Source organism: Mycobacterium sp. URHB0021 (assembly GCF_054057895.1).
Genome location: NZ_JBSRZT010000002.1, coordinates 1,292,395 through 1,306,073, shown reverse-complemented (window position 1 = coordinate 1,306,073; position 13,679 = coordinate 1,292,395). Strand labels below are relative to the sequence as shown.

Below are 13,679 nucleotides of genomic sequence, written 5' to 3'. Positions count from 1 at the left end.
CACTGCTTGTGCCTGCCGACCCCGACGTGCTTGTCTCGCTCACCGGCGCCCGGCTGGCGTTCGGTGACCGGGTGTTGTGGGACCACCTTGACCTGACCGTGCACGCCGGGGAGTTCATCGCCGTCCTCGGCCCCAACGGCACCGGTAAGACGTCCCTGCTGAAAGTGCTGCTCGGACAGCTCGACCTGACAGCGGGCGCCGCTACCGTCGCGGGAGAGCCAGTGGCCGCGGGGAGCCGACGGATCGGCTATGTCCCCCAGCACCGTTCGGTGGAGCGCGGGCTGTCGCTGCGCGGGCGGGATCTCGTCGGACTGGGTTACGACGGAAACCGATGGGGACTGACGAGTCTGACCCGCAACAACCGCTCGACCAAGCGGGTCGCGGTCGAGCGGGCACTGGACCAGGTCAACGGAAATCACCTGGCCGGGGTCGCGGTCGGGGTGATGTCCGGCGGCGAGATGCAGCGGGTCAGAGTGGCCCAGGCACTGGCTACCGATCCGGTGCTGCTGTTGTGCGACGAGCCGCTGCTCAACCTCGACCCGGCCAACGCCCGCCTGGTGTCCGCGCTCATCGATCAGCGCAGGCGTGAGGCCGGCACCAGCGTACTGTTCGTCACGCACGAGGTGAATCCCGTTCTGCCATTTGTGGATCGGGTGCTCTATCTGGTCGAGGGACGATTCCGGATCGGCACCGTCGAAGAGGTGATGACGTCTCGGACACTGTCCGAGCTGTACCGGGCGGACATCCAAGTGGTGAAGGTTGGCGGCCGTTACGTCGTGGTCGGCGAGCACCTCGACCACTCCGGCCACACCACCGGACACGACCATGAGTGAGCGCCTGTCCCACCTTCTGGCGCACCTGTTCTCCTTCGACGTCACCGCCGATCTGCTGCGCCGCGACTTCGTCCAGCAGGCGCTTCTGGCCGCTGCGCTGCTCGCGCTGGTGTCGGGCCTGATCGGGCCGTTCATCGTGATGCGGCAGATGTCGTTCGCGGTGCACGGCTCCAGCGAGTTGTCCCTCACCGGTGGTGCATTCGCGCTGCTGGCCGGGTTCAACGTGGGCGTCGGCGCACTCGTGGGCAGCGCACTGGCCGCGGTGCTCTTCGGGATCCTCGGGCAGCGAACCCAAGAACGCGACTCGGCCATCGGCGTGGTGCTCGCGTTCGGCCTCGGCCTGGCGGTTCTGTTCATCCATCTCTACCCGGGCCGCACGGGTACCAGCTTCGCGCTGCTGACCGGGCAGATCGTCGGCGTCGGATACTCCGGCCTGACCATGCTGGCCGTGGTGGTCGTGCTGGTGGTGGCGGTGCTCGCGGTCTCCTACCGTCCGCTGTTGTTCGCCACCGTCGACCCCGACGTGGCCGCCGGACGCGGTGTCCCGGTTCGCGCGCTCGGCATTGTCTTCGCCGCGCTGGTCGGGGTCACCGCCGCTCAGGGAGTGCAGATCGTCGGTGCGCTGCTGGTGATGTCGCTGTTGATCACCCCCGCCGCGGCCGCCGTGCGGGTTTTCGTCTCCCCTGTGGCGTGCATCGCCGCGTCGGTGTTGTTCGCCGAGATCGCCGCGGTCGGCGGCATCATGTTGTCGCTCGCGCCGGGGGTCCCGGTGTCGGTATTCGTCACCACGATTTCGTTCGCGATCTTCCTGGTGTGCTGGCTGGTGGGTTCCCGCAGACGCCGGACGAGGTCAGCCTGAGCGTTCGATGGGGCGCGCCGGATCCGAACACCATTCGGACCAGGACCCGGGATACAGCGCTGCGTCGACATCGGCGGCGGCCAGTGCGGCCACGACCACCGATGCGGTGACCCCGGACCCGCAGTAGACGCCGGTCTGCGCCCCGTCGACGTCGAACATCGCGCCGAGCTCGGCTGCGGGCCGGAAGGTGCCGTCGGCGGCGAGCAGCCGGGTGCTCGGAACGTTCCCGGCACCGGGAATGTGCCCGGCGACCGGGTCGACGGGTTCGACTTCGCCGCGGAATCGTTCGGGTGCCCGCGCGTCGAGAAGTGTGGTGTCCGACGCGGTGACCTGCTCGGCCGTCAGCGTGGGCAGCGCGCCATCATAGAGATCGTCGTGTTTGACGCTGATGTCACCGGGACCGGGTGTCGCCGTGCCGGTTTCGAGTTCGCCGCGCCATGCGGCCAGGCCGCCGTCAAGGATGCGCACATCGGGCAGGCCCGCGGCCTTGAGCACCCACCACGCGCGTGCCGACCCGGCCCGAATCCAGTCGTCGTACACGACGACCGGGACGCCGTTGCGCATACCCCATCGCCGCGCCGCGGCCTGGAGGCTACGTCCCGACGGCAACGGATGACGCCCGCGGCCGTCGATCGAATGGTCGGACAGGTCGTCGTCGAGCGATACGTACACCGCACCCGGCAGGTGGCCGTCCTGGTAGGCGCGCCGGCCGTCGGGCTCGGCCAGCGTCCAGCGCACGTCCAGGATCGTCACAGGATCACCGGCAGCAAGGCGCTGCGCCAGCTCGCTTGCGGTGATCAGCACTTCGTCACGGGGCACCCCACGATGGTGCCACCGGCGGCGAGGTCGCACACCGTGCGGCTCCTAAGCTGGGCGGGTGAGTAACCACGCGTTCAGCACGGCCGAACAGCGCGCCGTCTACCGGGCCATCGCCGAACGCCGCGACATGCGCCGATTCGTTCCCGGCGCGCAGGTGCCCGAGGATGTGCTGGCGCGGCTGCTGCACGCCGCCCACGCCGCACCGAACGTCGGATTGATGCAGCCGTGGCGGTTCATCCGGATCACCGACACCGGTTTGCGGGGCCGTATCCACTCGCTCGTCGACGAGGAACGGCGGCACACCGCCGAGGCGCTGGGACGGCGCGGCGACGAGTTCCTCGAGCTCAAGGTCGAAGGCATCCTCGAATGCGCCGAATTGTTGGTGGCGGCCCTGCGCGACGGCAGGGACGCCCACGTCTTCGGCAGGCGAACGCTGCCCCAGATGGACCTCGCGTCGGTGTCGTGCGCGATCCAGAACCTGTGGCTCGCCGCCCGCGCGGAGGGCCTCGGCATGGGCTGGGTGTCGATCTTCGACCCGGTCAGCCTCGCCCGGCTGCTGGGCATGCCCGTGGACGCAGAGCCCGTTGCCGTCCTGTGCCTCGGACCGGTACCGGAATTCCCCGACCGGCCCGCGCTCGAGGTGGACCGGTGGGCGTTCGGGCGACCGCTGGCCGAATTCGTCTCGGAGAACGGCTGGGATACCGCCGCCCCGCCCCTAGGGTGGACCTCGTGCCGCAGCTGACGGTCGATCTGAACGCCGACCTCGGCGAGAGCTTCGGGGTCTGGCAACTGGGCGACGACGACGCGATGCTCGACGTGGTCACCAGCGCCAACGTGGCGTGCGGTTTTCACGCCGGGGACGCGGCGACACTGGCCAAGACCTGTCGCGCGGCCGCGGCACGGGGTGTCCGGATCGGAGCGCAGGTCAGTTACCGCGACCTCGCCGGATTCGGCAGGCGGTTCATCGACATCACCCCCGAAGACCTCACAGCGGACGTGATCTATCAGATCGGCGCGCTCCAGGCCCTGGCGCACGTCGCGGGTTCGACGGTGAGCTACGTCAAACCCCACGGTGCGCTGTACAACACGATCGTCGGCAACCACGGGCAGGCACGGGCCGTCGCGGAGGCCGTCCGCGCGGTCGACCCCGGCCTTCCGGTGCTCGGTCTGTCCGGTTCGGTGTTCTTCGCCGAGGCGCAGGAACTGGGCCTGCGCACTGTGTCCGAGGCATTCGCCGACCGCGCGTACCGCTCGGACGGACAACTGATTTCGCGGCGTGTCCCCAACGCGGTGTTGCACGATGTCGAGGAGATCGTGAATCGGGTGGTGTTGATGGTCACGGCCGGCCGCGTCGCCGCCGTCGACGGTTCGACGATCCCGATCACGGTAGAGTCGGTATGCGTTCACGGTGATTCGCCGGGAGCGGTGCAGATCGCCAATGCCGTGCGTGACCGGCTGCGCAGAGACGGTGTGGAGCTACGGCCGTTCGTCTGACCGGTACGGGGCATAATTCACGGTGGGTCGAAGGCCGTTGCGAGCCAATAGATCTCCTCGCCGCGATGCCGTATCCAGACCACGCCGCCCCGAATCCCGTCGCGGTCGACGACGCCGCAGCAGGGATTACTGGGCAATACCCAGGCGTTAACACTACTTCAGCGGCGCCGACAAGGGTTTTTCATGCCGCACTGTCGTCGCGCCGACCTCGTCGGATCGGCGCGTGACGAACGAACTGCCGGAGGACACAACGCATGTGCGGAATATTCGCCGCGATGACACATCGCGGACTCTCGACCGATCGCAGCGATGCGGCGCTCAAGCGCTTGGAGCATCGCGGACCGGACGGGTCCGGCATCTGGACGTCGCGTGACGGGCAGTGGACGCTTGGACACACGCGTTTGTCGATCATCGGTTTGAACAACGGCAGTCAACCCTTGACGAGCCCAGACGGCACGGTGCATCTGGTGGTGAACGGCGAATTCTACGGTTACCGCGAAATTCGCGAGCGTCTGCGCGCGGATGGCTACCGCTTCTTCACCGATAGTGACAGCGAAATCGCCTTGCACCTCTATCAGGAGCGCGGCATGCAAGCCGCGACTCTACTGCGAGGTGAGTTCGCGGTCGTCATCGCCGACGAACGCCAACGGGCGATGATTGCGATCCGCGACCGCTTCGGCGTCAAACCGCTCTATTACGCAGTGGTGAACGGCGAAGTGTTCTTCGCGTCCGAGATAAAGGCACTATTGGCGCTCGGCGTTCCAGCCGCTTGGGATCTCGAGGGCGCCACCGGGGGTATTGGCAGATCGCACGAGAAAACGGATTTCGCCGGGATCAGCACTGTGCCGCCGGGTTGCTATGCGATTGCCAAGGATGGCGATGTTCGCATCTATCCATACTGGGATTGGGAGATCCCCACCGCTGAACAGATGCAGAAGGACGCGCGGAGCGAGGCGGAGATCGTTGAAGAATTCCGTCAGGTTCTTGTCGATGCCGTGCGGGAAAGATTGGTCGCGGATGTCGAAGTCGCTTCGTATCTGAGTGGTGGCATCGACTCGTGCGCCGTCCTCGGACTTGCGCAGCAGGAGATGAATCGACCGATCCGTGCGTTTACGCTCACCTTTGAGAACCCGCTCTATGACGAGGCCAGAATCGCGCAGGCTCAGGCCAAGCACGTCGGCGCGTCGTATCACCCAATTCCCATCACTGGGCGCGAAATCGCCGACTCATTCGCGGATGCGATCTGGCATGCCGAAACACAGATGTTCAACGGACACGGTGTCGCCAAGTATCTCCTCAGCCGCGCCGTGAGAGCCGCGGGCATCAAAGTGGTGTTCACCGGCGAAGGCTCCGACGAAATGCTGGGAGGGTATCCGTACTTCCGGGTCGACGCGCTGAACGACAACGCAGCGTTGAGTGCCGTCGACAAATCGGCGCTCGTCGATAAGATGCTCGGCGCCAATCCGGCGACTCGCGCAATCTTGATGCCGACGCAGGTCAGCAGCCCAGAGATGCAGGCAGTGCAGCGCCGGCTCGGTTGGCTGCCGGCGACGCTCAACATGGGTGCGGCAATGACCAGCGACGTGGCCGCCCTCTTCCGCGATGATCTCCCGGCATACGTTCGAGAGTTCGAGCCGCTGGTGTCGGCCCTTGACCGCTTACCGCTTGCGCAACGGGTCGCCGGCCGCGACCACCTGAGTCAGATGCTCTACGTCAATGCCAAGACGGTCATGCCGAATTTCATTCTGAACTACCTCGCCGACCGGATGGAGATGGCGCACTCCCTCGAAGGTCGCGTGCCGTTCCTGGACCACCATGTCGCCGAAGTCGCGGCTCGCGTGCCGGTGAACATGAAAGTGAATGGCATGCGGGAAAAACATGTCCTGCGCGAAGCTGCCAAGGACGTGTTGATACCCGAGGTGTACGACCGCCAGAAGCACCCGTTCACAACGCCTCCGATGCGCGACAAAAACGACCCGATGCTCGCCTTCTATCGGGATACGTTCGCATCGCAAGCCGCGAGAGACCAGCCGATCTACGACATGAAGAAGGTCTGCACGACGCTCGGTCGGCTGCTCGAATCCCCCGATGATCGCCGCGTCGCGGTGGAAGGCGGTTTGCAACGTGTTGCGAGTGTGATCGTGATGCAAGAGAAGTTCTCCATGGCGTGAGCCGCAGCTGCGCGCGCCGTTCGCCGGACCAGCGCAGTGCGCCGTACGGGAACGCGGCAAGATCCGAACCAGGCGCAGCAGCTGCGTGTCCTTGACGGCGTGGTGGGTTTCGGACGAGCTACGCCGGGAGATGGCTGGCGGCAATGGTTCCAGCGAACTCTGCTATGCAGACCCGGATCGCCGCGCGTTGGCGGCGGTCGACTGGGACATCCGGCTGGGCGACCGTCAGGGGTCGGTCACGGTGCTGGTGTGCCGGGCCGAACCCGGCGACATCGCCGACGTTCTGCACGGCGCCTTGCTCACCGACACCGAGTGGTTGCGGCCCGCCGGAGACGTCGCAAAAACTCACGAGGGCGAGGAGACCTAGGGTGGCGCTATGCGCCTGAAGCTCGGCCGGCCGAACCTCAGGAACTACGCGACCCGTTTCGATGTTCCCCCGGCCGCTCCGGACGCTCCGCTGACCGTCGCCTGGGCCGGCGTCGCGACGCTGCTGATCGACGACCGCTCCTCGGCGGTGATGACGGACGGTTTCTTCTCCCGCCCGCGCCTGCGCGACGTCGTGTTCCGTCCGCTGTCGCCGTCGACGCCGCGGATCGACGGCTGCCTGGCCCGCCTCGGGGCCGACCGACTGGCGGCGGTGCTGCCGGTGCACACGCACTACGACCACGCGATGGATTCCGCCGTGGTGGCCGAGCGCACCGGGGCGCAACTGGTCGGCGGCGCCTCGGCGGTGCAGGTGGGCCGTGGTCACGGCCTGCCCGAAGACCGCCTCGTTGCGGTCATGCCCGGCGAGCCGATCAGCCTCGGCGCCTACGACATCACGCTGATCGAGGCCCGGCATTGCCCACCGGACCGCTTTCCGGGCGTGATCAGCTCACCAGTCGTCCCGCCGGCCAAGGTGGCCGCGTTCAAGTGCGGCGAAGCATGGTCGACGCTGGTGCACCACCGCCCGTCGGACCGCCGGATGTTGATCGTCGGCAGCGCCGGCTTCGTGCCCGGGGCGTTGAGTGAACAGCGGGCGGACGCGGTGTACCTGGGCGTCGGGCAACTCGGGCTGCAGCCCGAACGGTATCTGGTCGACTACTGGACGGAGACCGTCCGCACCGTCGGCGCCCGCCGCGTGGTGCTGATTCACTGGGACGACTTCGTCCGACCGCTGCACCAGCCACTGCGCGCGCTGCCGTACGCCCTCGATGACCTCGACATGTCGCTGCGGGTGCTGTCGCGGCTCGCCGACGCCGACGGCGTCGCCCTGCATCTGCCGACGCTCTGGCATCGCGCCGACCCGTGGGTCGCCCCTAGGTGATCCGGTAGGACGCCGGCAACGGCAAGCCGAGCTGCGCCATCACCGCGCGCAGCCGGCCCGGATAGTCGGTGATGATGCCGTCCGCACCCGCGGCGATCTGGGCCCGCATGGCGTCCGCGTCGTCGATCGTCCACGGGACGACCTTCATGCCCAACCCATGGGCCCGGTCGATGAACGCTCTGTCGGCGACCAGAGCGAACCCCGGATCCTTCGGCGTCTTGCCGTAAGGCACCGAATAGCCGGGCGACAGGATGCCGGCTCCGACCAGCCGCGCTCCCACGATCGGGTCACCGACCACCGCTGGGTCGATACCGTTGAGCCACGGCGAGCCCGGTATCCAGGTCGTCTCGTCCCACAGCGCCACCAGCGGAATCGACGGTTCCACCGCGCGCACCATGGGCAGGGTGCGCCAGTCGAAGCTCTGGATCTCCACTTTGTCCACCTTGTCGGCCGCCCGTACCGCTGCGAGGATCACGTCGACAAATTGCTGTGGGGCGGCGGAGTTTTCAGGTTTGTCGGCCTCCACCTTGGTCTCGATGTTGTATCTCACGGCCGTCCGATAGGAGTCGGTCAACGCGAACACTTCCGGCAGCGTGGCGATCTTGTTGTTCGCGACGACTTCGGCGGCGGGGAAATCGCTGAGCCGCTTGCCGCAGTCCAGCGTCCGGATCTGATCGAGCGTGAGGTCATGCACCAGCTTCCCGACATAGGGAAACATCGGATCGCCGGGGAATGCGGGCGCGGTGTCGGCGCACTTCGTTGGCATGATTTCGGGGTCGTGCCACACCAGCGGCTGGCCGTCCTTGCTGATGACGATGTCGAATTCCAGGGTGCTGACGCCGAGTTCGAGCGATTTGGCGAAGGCCCGCAGGGACTCCTCCGTCGTCTCGCCACGGCCACCGCGGTGGGCCTGGAGGTCGAAGCCGTCCGGTTGAGCCGTGGCCAACGGCACCGGGCCGATCGCGGCGGCGAACGCGGCAAGCATGATGAGGGCGGCTTTGCGCATGGTTGACAACGTTATCGGCGAAGCCCGGGCCGCGTGCCGCCCGAAGCGGCCCGAGGGTCAGTGATCACCGGATGTTCGGCTGGAGGAAAGGAACTGAAGTTGGTGGCAGCGCTGGCGGCACTCGCTGTGGTGCTCGGCTTCGCGATGGTCCGGCCGAGGGGCTGGCCGGAGGCGGTCGTCGCGGTGCCCGCCGTGGGTGTGCTCATCGCCATCGGCTCGATCTCGCTTCGCGAAGCGGGCGCCGAGGTCGGCAAGCTGCTGCCGGTGGTCGGCTTCCTGGCCGCAGTCCTGGTGCTGGCGCGGCTCTGCGACGACGAGGGCCTCTTCCGTGCGGCCGGGACGGTGATGGCCAAGTTCAGCGCGGGCGATCCGCGGCGATTGCTGGTGATCGTCTTCATCATCGCGTCGGCGACGACGGCGATCCTCTCCCTCGATGCGACCGTCGTGTTGCTGACACCGGTTGTGCTCGCGACGGCACGTACGCTCACCGTCCCGGCCCGTCCACACGCCTACGCCACCGCACACCTCGCCAACACCGCGTCGTTGCTGCTGCCGGTGTCGAACCTGACCAACCTGCTGGCCTTCGGCGCGGCCGGGCTGTCGTTCATGCATTTCGCCGCCGTGATGACACTGCCCTGGCTGGCCGCCGTCGGCATCGAATACGTGCTGCTGCGTAGGTGTTTCGCACGCGAACTGGCGATCCGGCCCGACCGGGACAGCGTATCCGTCAGCCAGCCGATGCCGGTGTTCGTCCTCGTCGTTCTCGGGCTGACACTTGCCGGGTTCGCCGTCACGTCGCTGCTCGGATTCTCCCCGGCGTGGGCCGCCCTGGCCGGTGCGGTGGTGCTGGGCGTGCGCGCACTCGTCCGGCGCGAGACCACGGTTGCCCGAATCGCATCCGCGGCCGACGTGCCGTTTCTGACGTTCGTGCTGTGCCTCGGCGTCGTGGTGGATGCGGTCATGGTGCACGGCCTCGACGACGCGATGCGCGATGTGCTGCCCGCAGGCGACTCGCTGGCCGCCCTGCTCGGGTACGCGGCCGTGGCCGCGGTGCTGGCCAACATCGTCAACAACCTGCCGGCCGTTCTCGTGCTGCTGCCACTGGTCGCGACATCGGGACCCGCCGCGGTGCTCGCGGTGCTGATCGGCGTGAACATCGGCCCCAACCTGACCTACGTGGGCTCACTGGCAAACCTGTTGTGGCGGGGCGCCGTGCGCCAGGACATCCCGGCCGGTTTCCGTGAGTTCAGCCGGATCGGGCTGGCCACCACTCCGGCGACGCTCGTGGCGGCGGTGCTCGGACTGTGGGCGGGAATCCGGCTCATCGGCCTCTGAGACGAAACACCGGTTACCACAACGCAAACACCGGAGGGACGGCTGACGTCGATTCGCTGACCGTCGGCGCTGCGACGAGCGGATCGCTCGGGCATCGGCCAGATTGGAGGCGTGGCGAGGACCGGATCGCCGGCTCCGCCGGCAGTGTTCAGATCGCCGGCTCCGCCGGCAGTGTTCAGTAGGTACGTGGCTCTCGGCGACTCGTTCACCGAAGGGGTCGGTGATCCACATCCGTCCAGCCCCAACGGTTTGCGCGGATGGGCGGACCACGTCGCAGTCGCCCTGGCGCAGAACAACCCCGATCTCCGCTACGCCAACCTGGCCGTGCGCGGCAGGCGGATGGACGAGATCCTCACCGAACAGCTCGAGACCGCCGTCATGCTCGAGCCGGATGTGGTCACCGTTTATGCGGGCATGAACGACCTGCTGCTGGTGCGCAACGACATCGACGCGATGATGGCGAGATACGCCGACGGGCTCAAGACGCTCCAGCAAACCGGCGCCACCGTGCTGGCGTTCACGGCGGGCGACCTCGGCACGGTGCCGTTGTTCCGGCGGCTGCGGGGCCGCACGGCGATCTACAACGAGCTGCTGCGCAGCGTCGCCGACGACCTCGGGCTGCGACTCGTGGACTTCTGGCGGTTCAGCGAGTTTCACGACCCTCGCCTGTGGGACGCCGACCGGGTGCACTTATCCCCCATCGGCCACGAACGGATGGCCGCCAAAGTCCTCGACACGCTGGCCGTTTCCCATCAGCTCGCCAGTCGGTCGGCCGACTACCTGGCTTCGTCGCCACCGGTTCGTGACTTCTGGGCCAACATGCGCTGGGCCGCCGCCTTCGCGGCGCCGTGGATCGGCAAGCGGCTGCGCCGAGCAACGCCGGGCGCGGGCATCGAGCCGAAACACGCGACGCTGGCCAAGGTCGTTTGAGTCTGGTGGACGTGAGCCGCAGGACGCTGATCGTCGCCGGTACGTCGGCTCTGCCCGGCTGCGCCTAATCCCGTCGCTGGCGGGCGATCTCGGCCAGCACAACACCCGCGGCGACGGATGCGTTGAGCGACTCCGTCGGACCCGCCATCGGAATGGAGACGATGGCGTCGCAGTTCTCCCGCACCAGTCGGGACAGGCCCTTGCCCTCCGAACCCACCACCACGACCATCGGTCCGGTGCCGTCGAGTTCGTCGACGACGGTGTCCCCACCGGCATCGAGGCCGACCACCTGAAGCCCGGCATCGGCCCAGTTCTTCAGCGTCCGATTGAGATTCGTCGCCCGGGCCACCGGGAGCCGGGCCGCGGCACCGGCACTGGTACGCCAGGCCACCGCCGTGACGGACGCGGACCGCCGTTGCGGGATGACCACACCGTGACCGCCGAACGCGGCTACCGAGCGGACGATCGCGCCGAGGTTGCGGGGATCCGAGATGTTGTCCAGCGCGACCAGCAGCGCGGGCCTGCTGTGTCGCAGCGCGTCGGCCAGCATGTCGTCGGGATGCGCGTAGTCGTACGGCGGCACCTGGAGTGCGATGCCCTGGTGCAGGCCGTTGGCTGCCATCCGGTCCAGGTCATGTCGCTGCACCTCGAGGATCGAGATGCCCGAATCCGCCGCGCGCTGAACCGATTCGGTGAGGCGCTCGTCGGCTTCGGTGCCCAGCACGACGAACAGCGCCGTCGCCGGAACACCCGCGCGCAGGCACTCGAGGACCGGGTTCCTCCCGAGCACCACCTCGGTGTCGTCGGTCTTCTTCGCGGGCCTGCGCTGCTGGGCACCCTTCGCGGCGCGCTTCGCGGCCGGATGGTTGGGCCGCATGTGCGCGGGCGGTGTCGCCCCACGGCCCTCGAGACCGCGCCTGCGCACGCCGCCGGATCCGACCGTCGGCCCCTTCTTGGTGCCCGGCTTGCGGATGGCGCCCCTGCGTCGTGAATTCCCGGCCATTTACTTCGTGTATCCGTCCAATAGCGCCCATTGCGGCCCGTCGCCGGTGTCGGTGACCTCGATGCCGGCCTCCTTCAAACGGTCCCGGATGGCGTCGGCCTCCGCCCAGTCGCGCCGGGCCCTGGCATCCTCCCGGCGCCGCACCTCGGCCTGCACCAGCACGTCGACGGCCGCCAGCGCAGCCGACGTCTCGTCATGCGACTCCCAGCGCTCGTCGAGCGGGTCGGCGCCCAGGATGCCCATCATCGCGCGAATCGACATCGCGTGCGCCAACGCGGACTCGTGGTCACCCGCGTCGAGCGCGCGGTTGCCCTCGGCGCGTTCGGCATGCACCTCCGCCAGCGCGATCGGTACCGACAGGTCGTCGTCGAGCGCGGCGCCGAACCTGGGCGTCCACTCTCCAGGCACCACCGCGCCGACCCGATTGCGCACCCGGTGCAGGAAGTCCTCGATACCGGAGTAGGCCTTCGCCGCGTCCTGCAGCGCGTTCTCGGAGAACTCGAGCATCGACCTGTAGTGCGCACTGCCCAGGTAGTAACGCAACTCGGCGGGCCGAACCCGTTGCAACACAGCAGGTATCGCCAGCACGTTGCCGAGCGACTTGCTCATCTTCTCGCCGCCCATGGTGACCCAGCCGTTGTGCAGCCAGAAGCGGGCGAACGGATCACCCGCGGCCTCGGCCTGAGCGATCTCGTTCTCATGGTGCGGGAATACCAGATCCATGCCGCCGGCGTGGATGTCGAATTCTCCTCCGAGGTACGCCTCACACATCGCAACGCATTCGGTGTGCCAGCCGGGACGGCCCGGCCCCCACGGCGTCGGCCACGACGGTTCACCGGGCTTGGCGCCCTTCCACAGCGTGAAGTCGCGCTCGTCGCGCTTGCCCCTGGCCACACCCTCGCCCTGGTGCACGTCATCGATCCTGTGACCGGACAACTTGCCGTAGCCGGGCTGGCTCAGCACGTCGAAGTAGACGTCGCCGTCTCCGGCGTAGGCATGTCCGCGTGCGATCAGCCGCTCGATCAGCTCCACCATCTGGGTGATGTGACCCGTGGCGCGCGGCTCAGCCGACGGCGGCAGCACCCCCAGTGCGTCGTAGGCGGCCGTAAACGACCGCTCGTAGGTGGCGGCCCACTCCCACCACGGCCGGCCCGCGTCGGCGGCCTTGTTGAGGATCTTGTCGTCGATGTCGGTGACATTGCGGATGAACGCGACGTCGTAGCCCTTGGCGGTCAGCCAGCGCCGCAACACGTCGAACGCCACTCCGCTGCGGACATGGCCGATGTGGGGAAGGCCCTGCACAGTGGCGCCACACAGATAGATCGACGCGTGCCCCGGCCGGAGCGGCACGAAATCACGCACGGCACCCGCCATGGTGTCGTAGAGCCGCAGTTGCGATGCGGGGCCGTCGGTCACGACGTGCCAGCTTACCGGCACTATTCGGGCTGAATGACCAATGCGGTCGCGATGGCGGCCAGACCTTCGCCACGGCCGGTCAGCCCCAGGCCGTCGGTGGTCGTGGCAGACACCGAGACCGGAGCGTCCAGAAGCCCGGAAAGTATCTGCTGCGCCTCGGCGCGTCGCGGAGCCACTTTGGGCCTGTTGCCGATCACCTGCACGGCCGCATTTCCGACACGAAAACCCCGCGCGATCAGCAGCCCGTGGACATGCCGGAGCATGTCCGCACCGCTGACCCCGCGCCATTCGGGACGGTCGGTGCCGAAGACGTCTCCGACGTCGCCCAACCCCACGGCGGACAGCAGCGCGTCACAGAGCGCATGGGCAGCCACGTCGCCGTCGGAATGGCCGGCGCAGCCGTCGGCGTCCTCGAACAGCAGACACAGCAGCCGACACGGCCGTCCGGCCTGGATGGGATGTACGTCGGTGCCGAGCCCCACCCGCGGCAGGTTCGACGTCATGGCC

At 67.8% G+C, this 13,679-nt stretch carries 14 protein-coding genes; 9 read left to right on the top strand and 5 right to left on the bottom strand.

Annotated elements, in window-relative coordinates:
* The first annotated feature begins 8 nt into the window (after positions 1–8).
* Positions 9–833, top strand: coding sequence for a metal ABC transporter ATP-binding protein (locus ACVWWN_RS08630; protein WP_457143515.1), 825 nt, complete (start codon positions 9–11; stop codon positions 831–833).
* Positions 826–1,692 carry a metal ABC transporter permease gene (locus ACVWWN_RS08625; protein ID WP_457143514.1) on the top strand — a complete coding sequence of 289 codons (867 nt, stop codon included), beginning with the start codon at positions 826–828 and terminating at the stop codon, positions 1,690–1,692. The genes ACVWWN_RS08630 and ACVWWN_RS08625 overlap by 8 nt, the downstream gene beginning before the upstream one ends.
* Here ACVWWN_RS08625 and ACVWWN_RS08620 read toward each other — a convergent pair.
* Positions 1,684–2,511 carry a sulfurtransferase gene (locus ACVWWN_RS08620; RefSeq protein ID WP_457143513.1) on the bottom strand — a complete coding sequence of 276 codons (828 nt, stop codon included), beginning with the start codon at positions 2,509–2,511 and terminating at the stop codon, positions 1,684–1,686. The genes ACVWWN_RS08625 and ACVWWN_RS08620 overlap by 9 nt on opposite strands.
* Positions 2,512–2,569: 58 nt before the next feature.
* Here ACVWWN_RS08620 and bluB point away from each other — a divergent pair, with 58 nt between their 5' ends.
* From bluB to ACVWWN_RS08595, 5 genes are all read left to right on the top strand, one after another.
* On the top strand, positions 2,570–3,253 hold the full coding sequence (gene bluB / locus ACVWWN_RS08615) for a 5,6-dimethylbenzimidazole synthase (protein ID WP_457143512.1): 684 nt from the start codon (positions 2,570–2,572) through the stop codon (positions 3,251–3,253).
* A complete protein-coding gene (locus ACVWWN_RS08610) occupies positions 3,250–4,005 on the top strand; it encodes a LamB/YcsF family protein (protein ID WP_457149057.1) in 756 nt (251 codons plus the stop codon). Before bluB ends, ACVWWN_RS08610 begins: the two co-directional genes overlap by 4 nt.
* Before the next feature lie 254 nt (positions 4,006–4,259).
* On the top strand, positions 4,260–6,176 hold the full coding sequence (asnB, locus tag ACVWWN_RS08605) for an asparagine synthase (glutamine-hydrolyzing) (protein WP_457143511.1): 1,917 nt from the start codon (positions 4,260–4,262) through the stop codon (positions 6,174–6,176).
* An 85-nt stretch (positions 6,177–6,261) separates the two neighbouring features.
* Entirely contained in the window at positions 6,262–6,543 is a 282-nt protein-coding gene (locus tag ACVWWN_RS08600) for a hypothetical protein (RefSeq protein ID WP_457143510.1), read from the top strand.
* Positions 6,544–6,552: 9 nt separating this feature from the next.
* Entirely contained in the window at positions 6,553–7,482 is a 930-nt protein-coding gene (locus ACVWWN_RS08595; protein WP_457143509.1) for an MBL fold metallo-hydrolase, read from the top strand.
* On the opposite strand, the gene ACVWWN_RS08590 is transcribed toward ACVWWN_RS08595, so the two are convergent.
* Positions 7,475–8,467, bottom strand: a complete 993-nt coding sequence (locus tag ACVWWN_RS08590; protein ID WP_457149056.1) for a glycerophosphodiester phosphodiesterase family protein — start codon at positions 8,465–8,467, stop codon at positions 7,475–7,477. The genes ACVWWN_RS08595 and ACVWWN_RS08590 overlap by 8 nt on opposite strands.
* Positions 8,468–8,581: 114 nt before the next feature.
* Between ACVWWN_RS08590 and ACVWWN_RS08585 the strand changes: the two genes are divergently transcribed.
* Together ACVWWN_RS08585 and ACVWWN_RS08580 are read left to right on the top strand one after the other, a co-directional pair.
* Positions 8,582–9,823, top strand: coding sequence for an SLC13 family permease (locus ACVWWN_RS08585; protein ID WP_457149055.1), 1,242 nt, complete (start codon positions 8,582–8,584; stop codon positions 9,821–9,823).
* A 186-nt stretch (positions 9,824–10,009) separates the two neighbouring features.
* Positions 10,010–10,753: an SGNH/GDSL hydrolase family protein gene (locus ACVWWN_RS08580; protein ID WP_457143508.1), complete on the top strand. Its 744-nt coding sequence runs from the start codon at positions 10,010–10,012 to the stop codon at positions 10,751–10,753.
* Between the two features lie 64 nt (positions 10,754–10,817).
* On the opposite strand, the gene rlmB is transcribed toward ACVWWN_RS08580, so the two are convergent.
* From rlmB to ispF, 3 genes are read right to left on the bottom strand one after another with little or no spacing between them, the layout of a single operon-like run.
* Positions 10,818–11,756 carry a 23S rRNA (guanosine(2251)-2'-O)-methyltransferase RlmB gene (gene rlmB, locus ACVWWN_RS08575; protein WP_457143507.1) on the bottom strand — a complete coding sequence of 313 codons (939 nt, stop codon included), beginning with the start codon at positions 11,754–11,756 and terminating at the stop codon, positions 10,818–10,820.
* On the bottom strand, positions 11,757–13,172 hold the full coding sequence (gene cysS, locus ACVWWN_RS08570) for a cysteine--tRNA ligase (protein WP_457143506.1): 1,416 nt from the start codon (positions 13,170–13,172) through the stop codon (positions 11,757–11,759).
* Between the two features lie 20 nt (positions 13,173–13,192).
* On the bottom strand, positions 13,193–13,675 hold the full coding sequence (gene ispF, locus ACVWWN_RS08565; RefSeq protein ID WP_457143505.1) for a 2-C-methyl-D-erythritol 2,4-cyclodiphosphate synthase: 483 nt from the start codon (positions 13,673–13,675) through the stop codon (positions 13,193–13,195).
* Positions 13,676–13,679 lie beyond the last annotated feature (4 nt).

Coding starts and splice junctions, on each gene's coding strand:
- ACVWWN_RS08625 (WP_457143514.1), top strand. CDS start 826: ATGAGTGAGCGCCTGTCCCACCTTCTGGCGCACCTGTTCTCCTTCGAC.
- ACVWWN_RS08590 (WP_457149056.1), bottom strand. CDS start 8,467: ATGCTTGCCGCGTTCGCCGCCGCGATCGGCCCGGTGCCGTTGGCCACG.
- asnB (WP_457143511.1), top strand. CDS start 4,260: ATGTGCGGAATATTCGCCGCGATGACACATCGCGGACTCTCGACCGAT.
- rlmB (WP_457143507.1), bottom strand. CDS start 11,756: ATGGCCGGGAATTCACGACGCAGGGGCGCCATCCGCAAGCCGGGCACC.
- ispF (WP_457143505.1), bottom strand. CDS start 13,675: ATGACGTCGAACCTGCCGCGGGTGGGGCTCGGCACCGACGTACATCCC.
- ACVWWN_RS08595 (WP_457143509.1), top strand. CDS start 6,553: ATGCGCCTGAAGCTCGGCCGGCCGAACCTCAGGAACTACGCGACCCGT.